The 13,683-nt window shown below is 44.0% G+C and carries 13 protein-coding genes; 9 read left to right on the top strand and 4 right to left on the bottom strand.

Translation table 11 applies throughout. From position 1 onward, the window contains the following. Positions 1-10: 10 nt before the first annotated feature. On the bottom strand, positions 11-1,387 hold the full coding sequence (locus tag L3V23_RS09290) for an MFS transporter (protein WP_237292242.1): 1,377 nt from the start codon (positions 1,385-1,387) through the stop codon (positions 11-13). 239 nt (positions 1,388-1,626) lie between these two features. On the opposite strand from L3V23_RS09290, the gene L3V23_RS09285 reads away from it, so the two are divergent. Further along, the gene (locus L3V23_RS09285) at positions 1,627-2,046 is read left to right on the top strand and encodes a hypothetical protein (RefSeq protein WP_237292241.1); all 420 of its coding nucleotides are present in this window, start codon (positions 1,627-1,629) and stop codon (positions 2,044-2,046) included. A gap of 123 nt (positions 2,047-2,169) precedes the next feature. Here L3V23_RS09285 and L3V23_RS09280 read toward each other — a convergent pair whose 3' ends face one another. Next, a complete protein-coding gene (locus L3V23_RS09280; RefSeq protein ID WP_102953207.1) occupies positions 2,170-3,048 on the bottom strand; it encodes a LysR family transcriptional regulator in 879 nt (292 codons plus the stop codon). Positions 3,049-3,130: 82 nt separating this feature from the next. Between L3V23_RS09280 and L3V23_RS09275 the strand changes: the two genes are divergently transcribed. The 5 genes from L3V23_RS09275 (at position 3,131) to L3V23_RS09255 (ending at position 10,673) form a co-directional block, all read left to right on the top strand. Continuing rightward, positions 3,131-4,402, top strand: coding sequence for an anaerobic sulfatase maturase (locus tag L3V23_RS09275; RefSeq protein WP_237292239.1), 1,272 nt, complete (start codon positions 3,131-3,133; stop codon positions 4,400-4,402). Between the two features lie 9 nt (positions 4,403-4,411). Then, positions 4,412-6,796, top strand: a complete 2,385-nt coding sequence (locus L3V23_RS09270; RefSeq protein ID WP_237292238.1) for an arylsulfatase — start codon at positions 4,412-4,414, stop codon at positions 6,794-6,796. Positions 6,797-6,968: 172 nt separating this feature from the next. Continuing rightward, positions 6,969-8,801 (top strand): DUF3604 domain-containing protein, encoded by a 1,833-nt coding sequence (locus L3V23_RS09265; RefSeq protein ID WP_052404523.1) that lies wholly within the window; start codon positions 6,969-6,971, stop codon positions 8,799-8,801. Between the two features lie 7 nt (positions 8,802-8,808). Continuing rightward, positions 8,809-9,678 (top strand): peptidylprolyl isomerase, encoded by an 870-nt coding sequence (locus L3V23_RS09260; RefSeq protein WP_180980246.1) that lies wholly within the window; start codon positions 8,809-8,811, stop codon positions 9,676-9,678. Beyond that, positions 9,675-10,673, top strand: a complete 999-nt coding sequence (locus L3V23_RS09255; RefSeq protein WP_217995489.1) for a HupE/UreJ family protein — start codon at positions 9,675-9,677, stop codon at positions 10,671-10,673. The genes L3V23_RS09260 and L3V23_RS09255 overlap by 4 nt, the downstream gene beginning before the upstream one ends. Positions 10,674-10,788: 115 nt before the next feature. On the opposite strand, the gene L3V23_RS09250 is transcribed toward L3V23_RS09255, so the two are convergent. Continuing rightward, the gene (locus tag L3V23_RS09250; RefSeq protein WP_102965139.1) at positions 10,789-11,307 is read right to left on the bottom strand and encodes an RNA methyltransferase; all 519 of its coding nucleotides are present in this window, start codon (positions 11,305-11,307) and stop codon (positions 10,789-10,791) included. A 211-nt stretch (positions 11,308-11,518) separates the two neighbouring features. Here L3V23_RS09250 and L3V23_RS09245 point away from each other — a divergent pair, with 211 nt between their 5' ends. The 3 genes from L3V23_RS09245 to L3V23_RS09235 all read left to right on the top strand — a co-directional run bounded on the left by L3V23_RS09245 (position 11,519) and on the right by L3V23_RS09235 (position 13,070). Beyond that, positions 11,519-11,995 carry a DUF2059 domain-containing protein gene (locus L3V23_RS09245; RefSeq protein ID WP_237292237.1) on the top strand — a complete coding sequence of 159 codons (477 nt, stop codon included), beginning with the start codon at positions 11,519-11,521 and terminating at the stop codon, positions 11,993-11,995. Between the two features lie 36 nt (positions 11,996-12,031). Continuing rightward, positions 12,032-12,394 (top strand): ATP-binding protein, encoded by a 363-nt coding sequence (locus L3V23_RS09240; RefSeq protein ID WP_237292236.1) that lies wholly within the window; start codon positions 12,032-12,034, stop codon positions 12,392-12,394. 169 nt (positions 12,395-12,563) lie between these two features. Further along, the gene (locus tag L3V23_RS09235) at positions 12,564-13,070 is read left to right on the top strand and encodes a DinB family protein (protein WP_042479356.1); all 507 of its coding nucleotides are present in this window, start codon (positions 12,564-12,566) and stop codon (positions 13,068-13,070) included. A gap of 80 nt (positions 13,071-13,150) precedes the next feature. Here L3V23_RS09235 and L3V23_RS09230 read toward each other — a convergent pair whose 3' ends face one another. Continuing rightward, positions 13,151-13,681, bottom strand: coding sequence for a nitrogen fixation protein NifQ (locus L3V23_RS09230; RefSeq protein WP_102965141.1), 531 nt, complete (start codon positions 13,679-13,681; stop codon positions 13,151-13,153). Positions 13,682-13,683: the final 2 nt, after the last annotated feature.

Genomic DNA, 13,683 nt, shown 5'->3' with positions numbered 1-13,683 from the left:
GTAAACGTGTCTATTTAAGTTCTTCCTCAATGTCGGCGTTGACAATCACAATGTCATCATGGTCGCCGTCAATTTCATCGTCTTGGTAATTGCTGTCGTCCTCTTCGCTCTCTTCTTCTGCTTCAAACGAAGGTGTCATTTCTTCCTGAACACTTTCCACATCAACACGAGGGTCAAGTGCTACCGCAAGAGGGGAGGACACTAAGTCACCCGTTGCCATAATGTAGTCTTCCGATACGTATACTTCGGCCTTTTTCTGGCGAGAGTTGATGTATTGCAAACGGAAAAACATTACCAAGGTGCACACAGCCATAAAGCCGTAAAGCATCTCATTGCCAAACCACTGCATGATGGTGGAAGCAATTAATGGCCCGATAGAGGCACCAAGACCGAATGTCAGCAAAATAGTGGCGGACAATCCCACACGCTCACCTTGTTCAACACGGGAGTTTGCCAGAGCTGTTGCCAGAGGATATAAGGTGAATCCCAAAATACCGAACAGGAAAGTCATCACCAGAGATAAATGATCCTGATGTGGCAGAAGCGCGATAGCCGCCGTTAAGCCGCCGAGCAATACACAGTTAATTCGGATCAGGCTGCTACGGGAAATCATGTCTGAGAGCTTACCCATAGGCCATTGAGCCAACAAACCCGCCATGATGGTGGTGGTCATGTAGGTGGCGACTTGATCTGGATGCATACCAAGGTTGCTTGCGTAAGCAGGAGCAAGACCATAGAAAGAACCGACAATCATTCCGCCAATCGCTACTGTGGTCAGTGCCTGAGGCGCTTTTTTCCAGTAGTAAGTAATTTGCAGCGGCGCAGGTACCAATGGATCTGGGTGAATTCGTTTGGTCAACGCAATTGGCACAATACACAAAGCAAAACAGATGGCGATAAGCAGCAAAGGCTCTAAGCCTAGATCTGGGTAGAAGCTGATCGCGCCTTGGCCGAGAATCAAACCTAAGTAAGAAACAATCATATAGCTCGCAAATACTGCGCCACGTTGATTATTATCTGCCTGTTCATTGAGCCAGCTTTCCAACACCATGTACTGACACATCATCCCGACACCGACGATCAGTCTGAGGATAATCCAGATTGATAAGTCGTCCACCAATGCGTGTCCAAGAGCGGACGCCGTGACTATGCCTGCACTGGCGACAAAGGCACGGATATGGCCAACCTGAGCAACCAATCGGTGCCCGATTTTAGAACCTGCAACTAGCCCTGCGTAATACGCAGACATCATGGCCCCAATCCATAATTCAGGGACCTGCATTGCTGAAAGTCTGAGACCTAAATAGGTTGTGAGTAAGCCACTCGCCAAAACGGTGAGAAGTGTTGTGCCATATAGTGCTGTGAAAGTACGTAGCGGGTTTGTCATTAAAAATCCCTAAGGTGCCTACCTGCGTTGAGTTGAGTCGATTATTAGAATTTATGGAGGAAAAAGAGCATCTAGTTCTAAAGAGTCTAACGGTTATCCAACTGTTATTAAATAAGCAATTTTCTGATTTTATTTTCCTGAGTAATTAAATTGTCAGTAAAAAGTCATTGAATTTCTGCCCATTTCTCATTGTTGGAAATCAGTATTTATTTAAGTTCAAACTTTGCTATGAGCGGTAGATGATGCTGACGTTGCAAGAGTTGGAGAGCAATATGATTACTGCGCGTAGTTTCAACATTAATAGCACCACGCTTAAATTTAATAACGACGAATACCCGCTGGCGCAAATAAAACGTTCCAGAGTGAAAACGAATACGCTAAAAGATCATGTTGTCAGACTGATTATATTTGGCTTGATTGCTTCCAGTGTGGTTTGGATTGTCACTCCCAATTATTTCGGTATTTACGCAGGGCCGTTTTCGATTTTTGCGGGAATGGTTTTGGCTCTGTTATCGGTGAGGAAATACGAATTGCAAGTGGAGTTTGAGCATTCTGATGAAACAGGTTTGCAGTGGATTTCGATTGCCAAAACCAACAAACAAAGCGTCAAACTGATCTTCGAAGCACAAGCAGAAAAGATTCAACAAACCGTTCGTTAGCGACTGGAGCATTAGTTATAGAATTATTCCTGACAGTTTAAGAGCTTGGCGTTTGTATTCTATGCACAGTTTCAAGCTTACTCATCTAATAGGTACAAGGGCTTACCTGTTGTTCCACCCAATTTAATAGCATTCATTAATCAGTTGATGTAACAACTGAATCAACGGGCTATGCCGTTTAGTCTGCAAGCAGTAGAACGAGTAAGCTACATCAAAACTCACACCTTTGGGATAAGGGATAACAGAGAAGTCATCATCCAGATAGCGAGTGGGGCACTGTATTGCAGTACGCGAATTTGCAGCGATACTCAGCGCGGAAGCCAGTTTGTCTACCCGCACGCAATAAGTGATGTCCTGTTTGTGCTCTTTCGGCAGAATGTCTTCAAATCGATAACTGAATTCATTCCAGCCCGGAACATCAATAAACACAAAAGGAAGCTGTTTGGTTTCTTGCCATTGCGTTATGCCAAATTGTTTGTGAACGGCGGTAACAATTTGGTCCACTTTTAACGTCTTCTGATAGAAGTCTTTGGAATAGCTGTCGTTTTGTAAGTGCACACCACAATCAATATTTCCTTGAAGCAAATTCTCTAGGCTTTCCTGTTTCCAAGTAACAAAGTTGAATTTTGCTTTGGGGAAATACTTCATTAATTTGGGGTAGAGATGAGAAACAATATGGTCATATTCCGCATCGGCAATCGCGATAGTAATTAAGTCCTGATAAAGATGTGGCTGAAACTCAATCGGTTTATTGACCACGTTCACTAGCTGAAAATACGCTGATTCCAAATCGTCGTAGATTTCATCTAAATAATGAGTCGCTTCGAAGCCATTTTGCGTCTTAATAAAAAGACTATCTGAAAATTCGTTTCGCAGTTTGGACAGATCTTTGCTCACTGCGCTTTCAGACTTACCCAAAACTTTTGCGACTGTCCGCATACTTCGATGTTTTTTTAATAATATCAGCGTATTAATTAGGTTGAGGTTTACCTTGTTTTCCATTTTGTCACACCAAGTATTCCATGCATGATTAATTTTCACAGTCTACACTAATTTCATAATTTTTATGTAGATGAGTACGGCTATGGCAACGGAATCGGCTAATTTTAGTTATATAGAATCTCCAAAGTTACAACTCCCAAAGTTAGACAATGATGTCTACCGCTTTCATGCGGTTTCTAAACCTTCGGCGTCTCGCTGCAACTTAGACTGCAGCTATTGTTTTTACTTACATAAAGAATCGCTTTTAGAGCAACCGTCACATGCTGGTATGAGTGATGAGGCTTTGGCGTTATACATTAAGCAGTATATTGAAGCGCAAACTGGTGATGAGGTTGTGTTTACTTGGCAAGGTGGTGAACCCAGTCTAATGGGGTTGCCATTTTTTGAAAAAGTGATTGCGCTTCAAAATCAGTTTAAAAAGCCTGATCAAACCATACTCAATGATCTGCAAACCAATGGAATTTTGCTCAATGACACTTGGTGTCAATTTCTCAAACAGCATCAATTTTTAGTGGGTATCTCTATTGATGGTCCAAAACATCTGCACGATATCCACCGAGTAAATAGAGCTGGAAAATCGTCGTTTGATAAGGTTATGGCGGCGATCGAACTACTTAAAAAATACCAAATTCCTTTCAATGCTCTGTGTGTTGTTAACCAAGATAACGGAGCTTTTCCTCTGGAAGTTTATCGTTTTCTGCGTGATGAAGTGCAGCCGCAAGTTATTCAGTTTATTCCCTGTGTTGAACCCAAAGATTTTACCGTTACTGCTCCCAATAAATGGCAGTCAAAAGATCTCATCCAAATTGGTAATAAGAGCCTTGCACCACAGAATGAAACTAGCTACCTCACGGCATGGTCAGTCGGTGCGAGTCAATGGGGCGTATTCTTGACCACGATTTGGGACGAATGGTTCAAGCAAGATTTCGGACGAGTGTTCGTTGACCAATTTGAAAATGTTATCTCACAAATGTTCGGCTTTGGTGCACAGAAATGTGTGTCAGCTGAGTTCTGCGGAAAGGCGGTAGCCATTGAACACAATGGTGACGTCTACTCCTGTGACCATTTTGTCTATCCCGAATATAAGCTCGGCAACATCGCTGAGACTCATATGGGCGATCTTGTGTTTTCAAACAAACAGCAAGCTTTTGGTAAATCGAAAACATCGGATTTGCCTTCGGATTGTCGTCAGTGTTTTTTCCTCTCTTTGTGTTTTGGTGAATGCCCCAAAAACCGTTTTACCAAGACAGCGCAAGGAGAATCTGGACTCAATTATTTATGCCCTGGTCTAAAAAAATTCTACGCCAAAGTAGTGAATAGCCAGATTTCTCTCCAACAACGTCTAAGTGCCTAAGGAAACTTAATGAAAACAAAAATAAAGCCGATAGTGGCGATAACGAGTTTGTTGATTTCATCAGCAAGCTACGCTGCCCCTGCACATACTATCGATAGAACCGTCTTACCTATTCAGCAAACCGCGGAGTTTAACGGCAAGATAGGCAAAACGTACGATCAATCTAAGTCTGATTATCCTCAACCGATCAAAGCACCGGAAGGTGCGCCGAACGTAGTGGTCATCATGTTGGATGATTTAGGTTTTGGACAAGCCGGACGCTTTGGTGGCTTAATTCCAACACCTAACATCGACAAATTAGCTGCACGCGGTGTGACCTATAACAACTTCCACACTACGGGGATCAGCTCTCCAACTCGTGCCGCGTTGCTGACGGGACGTAACCATCACCAAGTCGGCTTCGGAACCATCACTGAGCTTTCAACAGGTTTCCCTGCATACAGTACAATTTGGCCTAAGTCAGTAGCCAGCATTGCAGAAGTTTTAAAAGACAATGGCTATAGCACCAGTGCATACGGTAAGTGGCACAACACGCCTGACTGGGAAACTTCACCCGCAGGTCCATTTGAGCAGTGGCCAACGGGTTTGGGATTCCAGCACTTCTATGGTTTCCATGGTGGTGAGACCAGTCAGTGGGAGCCGCAACTATTTAACGATACAACGCCAGTTGAACTAACAAAGAAACCGTCTGATGGCTATCAGTTGAATGAAGATTTAGTCGATAACGCTATTCACTGGATTGACCAACAGAAATCGATCAACCCAGACAAACCTTATTTCACCTATTTCGCTCCGGGTGCAGTTCATGCTCCGTTACACGCGCCTAAAGAGTGGATAGCGAAGTTCAAAGGCAAGTTTGATATGGGCTGGGATAAATACCGTGAAGAGGTATTTGCTCGTCAGAAAAAAATGGGAATCATCCCTAAAGACACTAAGCTGACACCACGACCAAAAGAGATCGAGTCATGGGATAGCTTGAGTGCAGATCAGAAACGACTTTATGCTCGCCATATGGAAGTGTTCGCAGGCTTCCTTGCATACACTGATTATGAAGTTGGTCGCTTGATCGACAAAATCGAAAGTATGCCAGATGCTGATAACACCATGATTATGTACATTGTGGGCGACAACGGTGCGAGTGCTGAAGGTACGCCAACGGGTACAACCAATAACGTAATGACACAAAATGGTGTGCCAGATACTGTTGAATCTCAGCTTAAATATATTGACGAGTTGGGTAACGAGAAGCATGAAAACCACTACCCTGTGGGTTGGGCATGGGCAGGTTCAACGCCTTTCCAATGGATGAAACGCGTACCTTCTCATTTCGGTGGTACACGTAACGGTTTAATCGTTTCTTGGCCTGCGAAAATCAAGAACACTGGCGCGATTCAAAGTCAGTTCCACCATGTGGTGGACATCACGCCAACAATTCTTGAAGCTGCAAAAATCCCAGCGCCGAAATCAGTAAATGGTGTAGAGCAAAAACCAATGGCTGGTACCAGCATGGTTTATTCGTTCAACAATCCACAAGAGAAGTCACATCGTACTGTTCAGTATTTTGAAACAGGTGGCCACCGCGCTATCTATAAAGATGGTTGGATTGCTGCATCATTCCACGGTGTGCCTTGGCAGCTAAGTGGTTCGGTCGGATTTAAAAACTCGACCTGGGAGCTTTACAATGTCGCGGAAGACTTCTCTGAGGCGAATGACCTAGCGAAACAGATGCCTAACAAGTTGAAACAGATGATCAAAGAGTTCGACCATCAAGCTGAGATCAATGAAGTGTATCCTTTGGATGACCGATTTGCAGAACGTGTGTCTAACTCTGAACGCCCTTCTTTGACTAAGGGTAAAACAAAGTTCAGCTATACAGCGAGTGCAAACCGTATTCCTGAAGGTTCTGCTCCGGATGTATACCAACGTGATCACCGCATTGATGCCTACGTAAATGTAGCAAAAGGTCAGAAAGCGGATGGTGTATTACTGGCTATGGGCGGAAGCTCTGCGGGTCTGTCATTCTATACTGACAATGGCAAGCTAGTGTACGGCTATAACTTCTTTGGTAAAGGTTACTACACCATCGAGTCTAGCTCTTCGATTCCTACTGGCGATGTAAAACTTTCTGCAGTTTACAAACAAGAGCCGTTCCGCTTCCTGAAAGACTTCAATGGTGGCACAGTCGAACTGTACATCAATGATAAGAAAGTGGGTGAAGGCAAAGTAGAAAAAGTGGTTCCAGCTCGTTTTTCTGCTACTGAAACACTGGATATCGGTGTTGATTTAGGTGCTCCTGTTATGCCTGTTTACACTGAAAAAGCACCGTTCAAGTTTAGCGGTACTATCAAGAAAGTGGATATGGAAATTGCTCCTACGCAGCCCATAATCCAATAAATACAGAAACCAAAATGCCAACCTTAACCGTTGGCATTTTTTTTATAAAAACGTTGAGACTCCACTTTATAAACTTGCCTTACATGCCAGTAAGTGCCATTTTTAGATATGCATTTTTTTGCATTCATTGTGTGTGTTTTCATTGATTAACAAATAATCGGGGGATTATTGAATGAACACCCGGAAGTTAACCCAAATTGCAGTTGCCATGGCGGCTGGCTGCATTACTCCTTTATTTCTCGTTTCAACCGCTGCAGCTCAAATATCTGAAAAAGACGTTCCTAAGAATCCATTAAAAGAAGCTTATTTTGGTGAACAACATGTCCACACAGGTGTTTCTATGGATGCTTTTATTGCGGGAAACAGACTCACACCTGATGACGCTTATCGCTTTGCTCAAGGCGAAGAGATCATGGTTAACGGTAGCATGCATAAAATTAAGCGCCCGTTGGACTTTGTCGCGGTGACTGACCACTCCGAATTTATGGGTGAAGCTTTCAGCCTCATGAACAAAGGTGCTCCGGGTTATGACAACAAGGTCGCTGTCGCTTTTCGTGAAGCGCCTGATCTTGAAACCGCATTACAACTTTACGGCAAATATGTTCTCGCTCCTTTAGCTGGCGGTGGAGACCCTCACCCTGAGTTCTTCCAAGGTATTGAAGCGATCAAATCCACATGGAAGAAAAACTTCGAAGCGACAGAGAAGAATTATAAGCCGGGCAAATTTACCACTATTCATGCTTATGAGTGGACTTCTGCTCCCGGCGGTTCAAACCAGCACCGAAATGTGTTTTTCCGTGATACCAATGTACCGGACATGCCCTTCTCCTCAAACGATGGTGCCGATCCGGAAATGCTTTGGGCGTGGATGCAAACCCAGCGAGATGAAGGTAAAAAAGTATTTGCTATTCCTCATAACTCCAATGAATCAAAAGGGTTATTGTTCGCAGAAGCAAGTCTAACTGGCGTACCGATTAACAAAGAATATGCGAAAACGCGCGCCAGCATGGAACCTCTAATCGAAATGATGCAGGTGAAAGGCAACTCCGAAGTGGTGCCGAATTTCTGGCCGAACGATGAGTTTGCGGACTTTGAAAATGCGACTTCAATCCAAAAATTCAATGGCCGTGGCTATGTGAAAGAAAACTTTGTTCGTTATGGGTTAGGGCGAGGCATTAAGTACAATTCTGAGCTGGGAATCAACCCATTCAAATACGGCTTTGTTGGTGGTACAGACAGCCATAACGGTACACCAAGTAATGTTGAGGAAGACAACTACACCGTGGGTAGCCATGGTTATGCAGATCGAAACGCTGAAGTTCGTTCGAAATCGATGCTCGAAGGGGAGATGTTGATTGCGGACTCTAATCCGGGTTCGTTAACCGCCGTTTGGGCGGAATCGAATACCCGAAGCGCTATCTGGGATTCAATGTTAGCCAAAGAAACCTACGCCACAAGTGGCCCAAGAATGAAGGTGCGTTTCTTTGCCGGTCAAGGTTTTGCCAGCAAATATGACAGCTATGAGACGATGGTTGCTGATGGCTACAAAAAAGGTGTGCCTATGGGTGGTGATTACAAAGGCAAAAAAGCACCGCAGTTTCTTGTTTGGGCGATGAAAGACCCAATTGGACCTAACCTAGATCGCATTCAGATTATCAAGGGTTGGTATGAAAATGGTGAAATGAAAGACACCATTTATAACGTGGCTGCTTCTGGCAAACGTTTGAAAAAAGATGGTTCGGTAACGCCAATTGACGCTCCAATTAACCTCAAAACTGGTGAATTCAACGCCAAAAAAGGTGATCCGGAGCTGATGACTGTATGGACTGACCCGAACTGGGATCCTAAACAGGAAGCATTTTACTACGTACGGGTGTTGCAACTGCCAACTGCACGCTGGACTTTATATGATGAGCTACGTTCAGGTGTGAAATATCCTGACGACGTTAAACGAGAGATTGTTGAACGCGCGTGGGCTTCACCAATTTGGTATGAGGCAAAGTAACAGCAGTATGATTAAAAAAATGATTAGAGAGCCGCTGGTTCACTTTGTTGTATTGGGTGGATTACTGTTCTCAGCTTGGTCTTGGGTTAATCCTTCGGATTCAGCAGAGAATGATCAGAACACCATTGTTATTGATCAAAGCCGTCTCAACCACTTAGAGACACTTTGGAAGGCACAGTGGAAGCGAGATCCAGCGCCAGAAGATGTGGCGGCGATTATTGATCGCCATTTGCGCCAAGAAGTCTTTTATCGTGAAGCATTACGTATGGGGTTAGATCAAGACGATGACATTATTCGCACTCGTTTAGCTCAGAAAATGGAGGCCGTTGCGAGTGATTTAAGCACTTTGATGAAGCCGCCGACTGAGGATGATCTCAAAGCGTTTTATAAGCAACGTTCAGATCTTTTTACTTTGCCTTCGGCGTTAGCGTTTGAACAAGTGCTGTATCTACCTTCTGAAGCGAATAAACAGCAGATGGACAGTACGTTGGTCAAACTGAATGCTGGTGGTGAAATACCACAAGATAGGTTGAGAAAACTGGGTGTTCCCGCTGAATGGCAGCTTACTTCTGTGCGGGCGTTAGATAATGCATTTGGTGGTGAATTCTCTGCATCTCTAATGGAGCAGCCTGTTGGTGAATGGGTGGGGCCTATCCATTCTGGGCTAGGATTTCATTTAGTGAAAGTGACTGAGAATGAGCCTTCACATGTCGCGCCCTATGAGGAGATAAAAGAATATGTAGCGCAGCAATATCAATACTACGCCGTAATTGATGCTCAAAAAAATATGTTTCAGGAGTTGTTGAATAAGTATCAGGTTCAAATCAGCGCTAACAATGTTCCTGAGCAAGTAATGCAGGAGTATGGCCAGCCATGATTTTACGCATGATGCTTAAATTTTTGGTTTGCTTTGCCTTGTATATTCCATTTGCACACGCGCATGAGATTCGCCCTGCTTATTTGCAAATTGATGAACAGAGCGCAAACCAATATGAGCTACTTTGGAAGGTTCCAACCAACAACGGTATGGTACAGAACATACGTCCGGTTTTTGATGCGGGATTTACGTTGACACCGATGCCCGGCGAAAACGTCATTAATGGTTTTGTTCTGTTTCGCTATCGTTTAACAGGGGAGACAAGCCTTGCTGGTTCTACGATTAGCATCGAAAACCTTAACCGCACTGCGATGGACGCGCTGGTTAACATCTCATTACTTGACGGTTCGCACTACAGTTTGTTGTTAAAGCCTCGCGAGAACTCAGCAGAAATACCAAAAGCAGAGACAGGTTGGCAGTTGGTTTTCTCTTACACTCGTTTAGGTGTGGAGCACATACTTGCAGGCTGGGATCATTTAGCATTTGTTGCGGCATTAATGTTGATTGTCAGTGGTTGGCCGATGTTGTTTAAAACCATTACGGCTTTTACTGTTGCACATTCGATTACTCTGGGACTTGCCACATTAAACTATGTATCTCTCCCGCCGCCACCTGTTGAAGCTTTGATCGCGTTGAGTATTGTTTTAATTGCTGCGGAAGCTATTCATCTCCGTAAGGGGAAACAGACACTGGCGAGTCGTTGGCCGTGGATTCTGGCTTTTACTTTTGGCTTGTTGCATGGCTTTGGTTTTGCTGGTGCGCTGAAAGAGATCGGCCTGCCACAGAGCGATATTCCATTAGCATTACTGTTTTTCAATGTTGGTGTTGAGATGGGACAGTTGTTGTTTATTGGAGCGTTGTTGTCTTTGATTGCGATTTATCGACGATTCCGAGACTTGCCACAAAGAGCGCCTGTGTTTACCGCTTATTGCATCGGAACACTAGCAACATTTTGGCTAATTGAACGTCTGGATATCATGTTTATCAGTGGGTAATCGGCTGAACAAGCAACTTATATAAACGTATTAAAAAACATAGGGCTGCATGATGCAGCCCTTCTTTTGTTCACAAAATCAATCGCTTATAAGATGTATAACTCAGAAGACGAAGCTAAACACCTTCTTTCACTATCAATCTGTTCTTATTGTCTCGGTTTGCCAACACTTGCTGGTGGTGATCGATGTTACCCATGGTTTTTGCCATACGGTCATACAGCACAACATTGACTGTCGCAGCAAGGTTCATGCAGCCCGTAGTCGGAACATAGACCACATGATGGGCTTTATCGACGACCTCTTGCGGCAACGAGCCGTCTTCTGGACCGAACACGTATATCGCTTTATCTGGGTGAGTGAAGTGAGGGAGTGGGACGGCGCCAAGCGCCAGCTCAACACATACGATCTCGACATCATCAGCAAGCGCTGAAGTGAGATCTTCCATCTCCACCAATCCAATTCGCTCATGGGCATGTTTGGTATCGGTTTGGAACTTTGCAGCTCGGTTATAGCGTGTTCCGTTGTAACGAACTTGAGTTGCGTTGTAGCAACCTGCTGCGCGCAATACCGCGCCTACATTGGTTGGGTTCTTAGGATTATGCAGTCCAATAATGGCTGTCGACTCTGTTGTCATTACTGTCTTTCTACTTCTGATTTCTTAAGGTGAGAGTTTACAACTCACGAGTTGGTCGAATTATGGCTCTAAATGGTCAGAAGTACTATTGCTGGTTGATGGTTTTCTTATAAATAAAATTGATTGCTTTCAGAGAAAGTGCGATGGTCGGTTTCATTGATTAGTAATGAGTTGCATATTAAATTTTTACTATTAAAAGGGAAAATGAGAAATGAACAAAGTAATCGTACTGGTGTTGTCTTTTATGTTTATAGGTTTTGCGCATGCGTATACTGATTCACAAATAGAAACAGCAGAAAAATTGTTAGTCACGATGAAAGTAGATGAACAAATGTTGGGTGGATTTGAAAGCATGCTTCCTATCGTCAATCAACTGGCTGACAATCTACGACTCAATGACGAAGAAACGGTTGAATTGAAGAACATTTATCGCGATTGGTTTAATAATGATTTAGACAGAGAAGGTCTCAAAAGACAGATTGCCGTTGTATATGCACAAACGTTTACTGTCGATGAAATGGAAGATGTTATTCGTTTCTTTGAAAGCCCAACAGGAAAAAAACTGGTGGAGAAATCGCCATCGTTGACGCAGAAAGGCGCTCAGTTGGGTATGAACGAAGCGCAAAATAAACAGCACTTATTGCTGGAAAAGCTGACGCCTTTCATTGAAAAACATCAGGCGAAATAGTCTAGTTAGTCATCAACAGAACGACATGGAGACAATATGAAGTCATTAGGAAAACTGTTCTTTTTCTGCGGAAAAATGGGTGCAGGTAAATCAACCTATTCCAAAGTTGTCGCTGCTGAAAACAGGGCGGTACTTGTCTCCGAGGACGAATGGTTATCTGCTCATTATCCTAGTCAAATTCAAACCTTTGATGACTACATTCAGTTTTCCACGGCAATTAAACCCTTCATCAAGATCCATATTCAAAGCATTTTGGAAGTAGGGACGAACGTGGTAATGGATTTTCCAGCCAACACAGCCCGACAGCGACAATGGTTTAGTTCTATGTGCTCAGAATTGGGATGTGAGCATGAGCTGGTTTACTTGGTCTCTCTGACAGTCAGTGTTTGTCTCAAATAGCAAAGCGACGAAAAGAGCAACCTGAGAGAGCACAGTTCGATACAGAGGCGGTATTTCATCATGTGACTCAGTATTTCGAACCCCCAACCAGCGATGAGAATTTGAATATCGTGCGAGTGGAAAGAAGCTAATTTAATCGCGTTTTTAATGGACTATTACGGGAGCAAAAATGCAGCTAGCAAAAGCATTTCAATACAAACAATGGGCAAACGCTGAGTTACTAGCGTTAGGTGAGCAGCAGTTTGACAAACTACCGCAAGATGACGCGATTTTCTTTGTCCGAATTCTCAACCATACCACTGTGGTCGATAGCCTTTTTATCAGTCGGATTCTGGGGGAGCCAGAGAAATACAGTGCTGATAATACCGTTGAAACACCTACGATCGCAGAACTTCGTCAGACAATGGAGCAGAATGATTCATGGCTAGTGAATTTCGCTCAGTCGCTGACGCCTGAAGAGCTTGAGAGAAGTGTCGTATTTAAATTTGTTGATGGTGACTTAGGAACACTGACGGTGGAAGAAATTCTTTTGCACTTGCTAACACACGGCAGTAATCACAGAGGTATGGCTTCCAGAACATTGGCAGCGAACGGTCTTGAGCGTCCGAAAGATACCTTCACTCGTTACCTGCATCAGGCCGAACCTTCACGCAGACAAAGCGAGTTTCAGTTCTAACTATCACACATCTAAAGGTTGAAGATGGTTCTGTCTTCAGCCGATAGAGAATCGAAACGGCACCGAGTCGGAAAGCTGATCTACTTTGCGGACAAATCATAACACTCTGAGTAACTGGCGCACTCTTCGCAACTTGGTGAGCGGCACACATAGTCGCCTCCGTTTTCACACAATTGGCGATACAAGAAGCGTTTCCAGCGCATGTTGTTGACGTTTTTGGCATGAAGTGACGGGAAGTAGTCTCGAAACAGAGCCGTTAGGCGAGGACGTTCCGGCATGCCTAAATCTCGCCATAAATGTTGGCTGCCCAAACAAGCACTGGCTAAGACGGTGACCATTTCGCTGCCAAAAGTAACGTCTGGATTAAGCGACTCAACTAACAGCTTTTCTAGTTCTTCCAACTCACCGATCCGCATATTCATCAGCTCTAATCGTAGCCGGAGTTTCTCTTCCGCCTCTCGTGAAAGAGGAAGGGATTCTAAGCCCATGGCTAACAATAGAGCGTCGTATCCGTTCTGGTTTAAACCCATGTAGAGAGGCAGGGCGGTTTCACCCCGTTTATAGCTCTCTAGTATTGGTTGCCAATACTCTTGAATGACGTTATCCATCATGC

It is taken from the genome of Vibrio sp. A1-b2 (assembly GCF_021726015.1).
GTDB classification, from domain to species: Bacteria; Pseudomonadota; Gammaproteobacteria; order Enterobacterales; family Vibrionaceae; genus Vibrio; species Vibrio diazotrophicus.
Note: the sequence above shows the minus strand (reverse complement) of the source record. Positions and strands in the feature narration are given on the sequence as shown.

Excerpts from the sequence above, each read along its gene's own strand:
- L3V23_RS09290 (WP_237292242.1), bottom strand. The coding sequence starts at position 1,387 with ATGACAAACCCGCTACGTACTTTCACAGCACTATATGGCACAACACTT.
- L3V23_RS09285 (WP_237292241.1), top strand. The coding sequence starts at position 1,627 with ATGATGCTGACGTTGCAAGAGTTGGAGAGCAATATGATTACTGCGCGT.
- L3V23_RS09280 (WP_102953207.1), bottom strand. The coding sequence starts at position 3,048 with ATGGAAAACAAGGTAAACCTCAACCTAATTAATACGCTGATATTATTA.
- L3V23_RS09275 (WP_237292239.1), top strand. The coding sequence starts at position 3,131 with ATGGCAACGGAATCGGCTAATTTTAGTTATATAGAATCTCCAAAGTTA.
- L3V23_RS09270 (WP_237292238.1), top strand. The coding sequence starts at position 4,412 with ATGAAAACAAAAATAAAGCCGATAGTGGCGATAACGAGTTTGTTGATT.
- L3V23_RS09265 (WP_052404523.1), top strand. The coding sequence starts at position 6,969 with ATGAACACCCGGAAGTTAACCCAAATTGCAGTTGCCATGGCGGCTGGC.
- L3V23_RS09260 (WP_180980246.1), top strand. The coding sequence starts at position 8,809 with ATGATTAAAAAAATGATTAGAGAGCCGCTGGTTCACTTTGTTGTATTG.
- L3V23_RS09255 (WP_217995489.1), top strand. The coding sequence starts at position 9,675 with ATGATTTTACGCATGATGCTTAAATTTTTGGTTTGCTTTGCCTTGTAT.
- L3V23_RS09250 (WP_102965139.1), bottom strand. The coding sequence starts at position 11,307 with ATGACAACAGAGTCGACAGCCATTATTGGACTGCATAATCCTAAGAAC.
- L3V23_RS09245 (WP_237292237.1), top strand. The coding sequence starts at position 11,519 with ATGAACAAAGTAATCGTACTGGTGTTGTCTTTTATGTTTATAGGTTTT.
- L3V23_RS09240 (WP_237292236.1), top strand. The coding sequence starts at position 12,032 with ATGAAGTCATTAGGAAAACTGTTCTTTTTCTGCGGAAAAATGGGTGCA.
- L3V23_RS09235 (WP_042479356.1), top strand. The coding sequence starts at position 12,564 with ATGCAGCTAGCAAAAGCATTTCAATACAAACAATGGGCAAACGCTGAG.
- L3V23_RS09230 (WP_102965141.1), bottom strand. The coding sequence starts at position 13,681 with ATGATGGATAACGTCATTCAAGAGTATTGGCAACCAATACTAGAGAGC.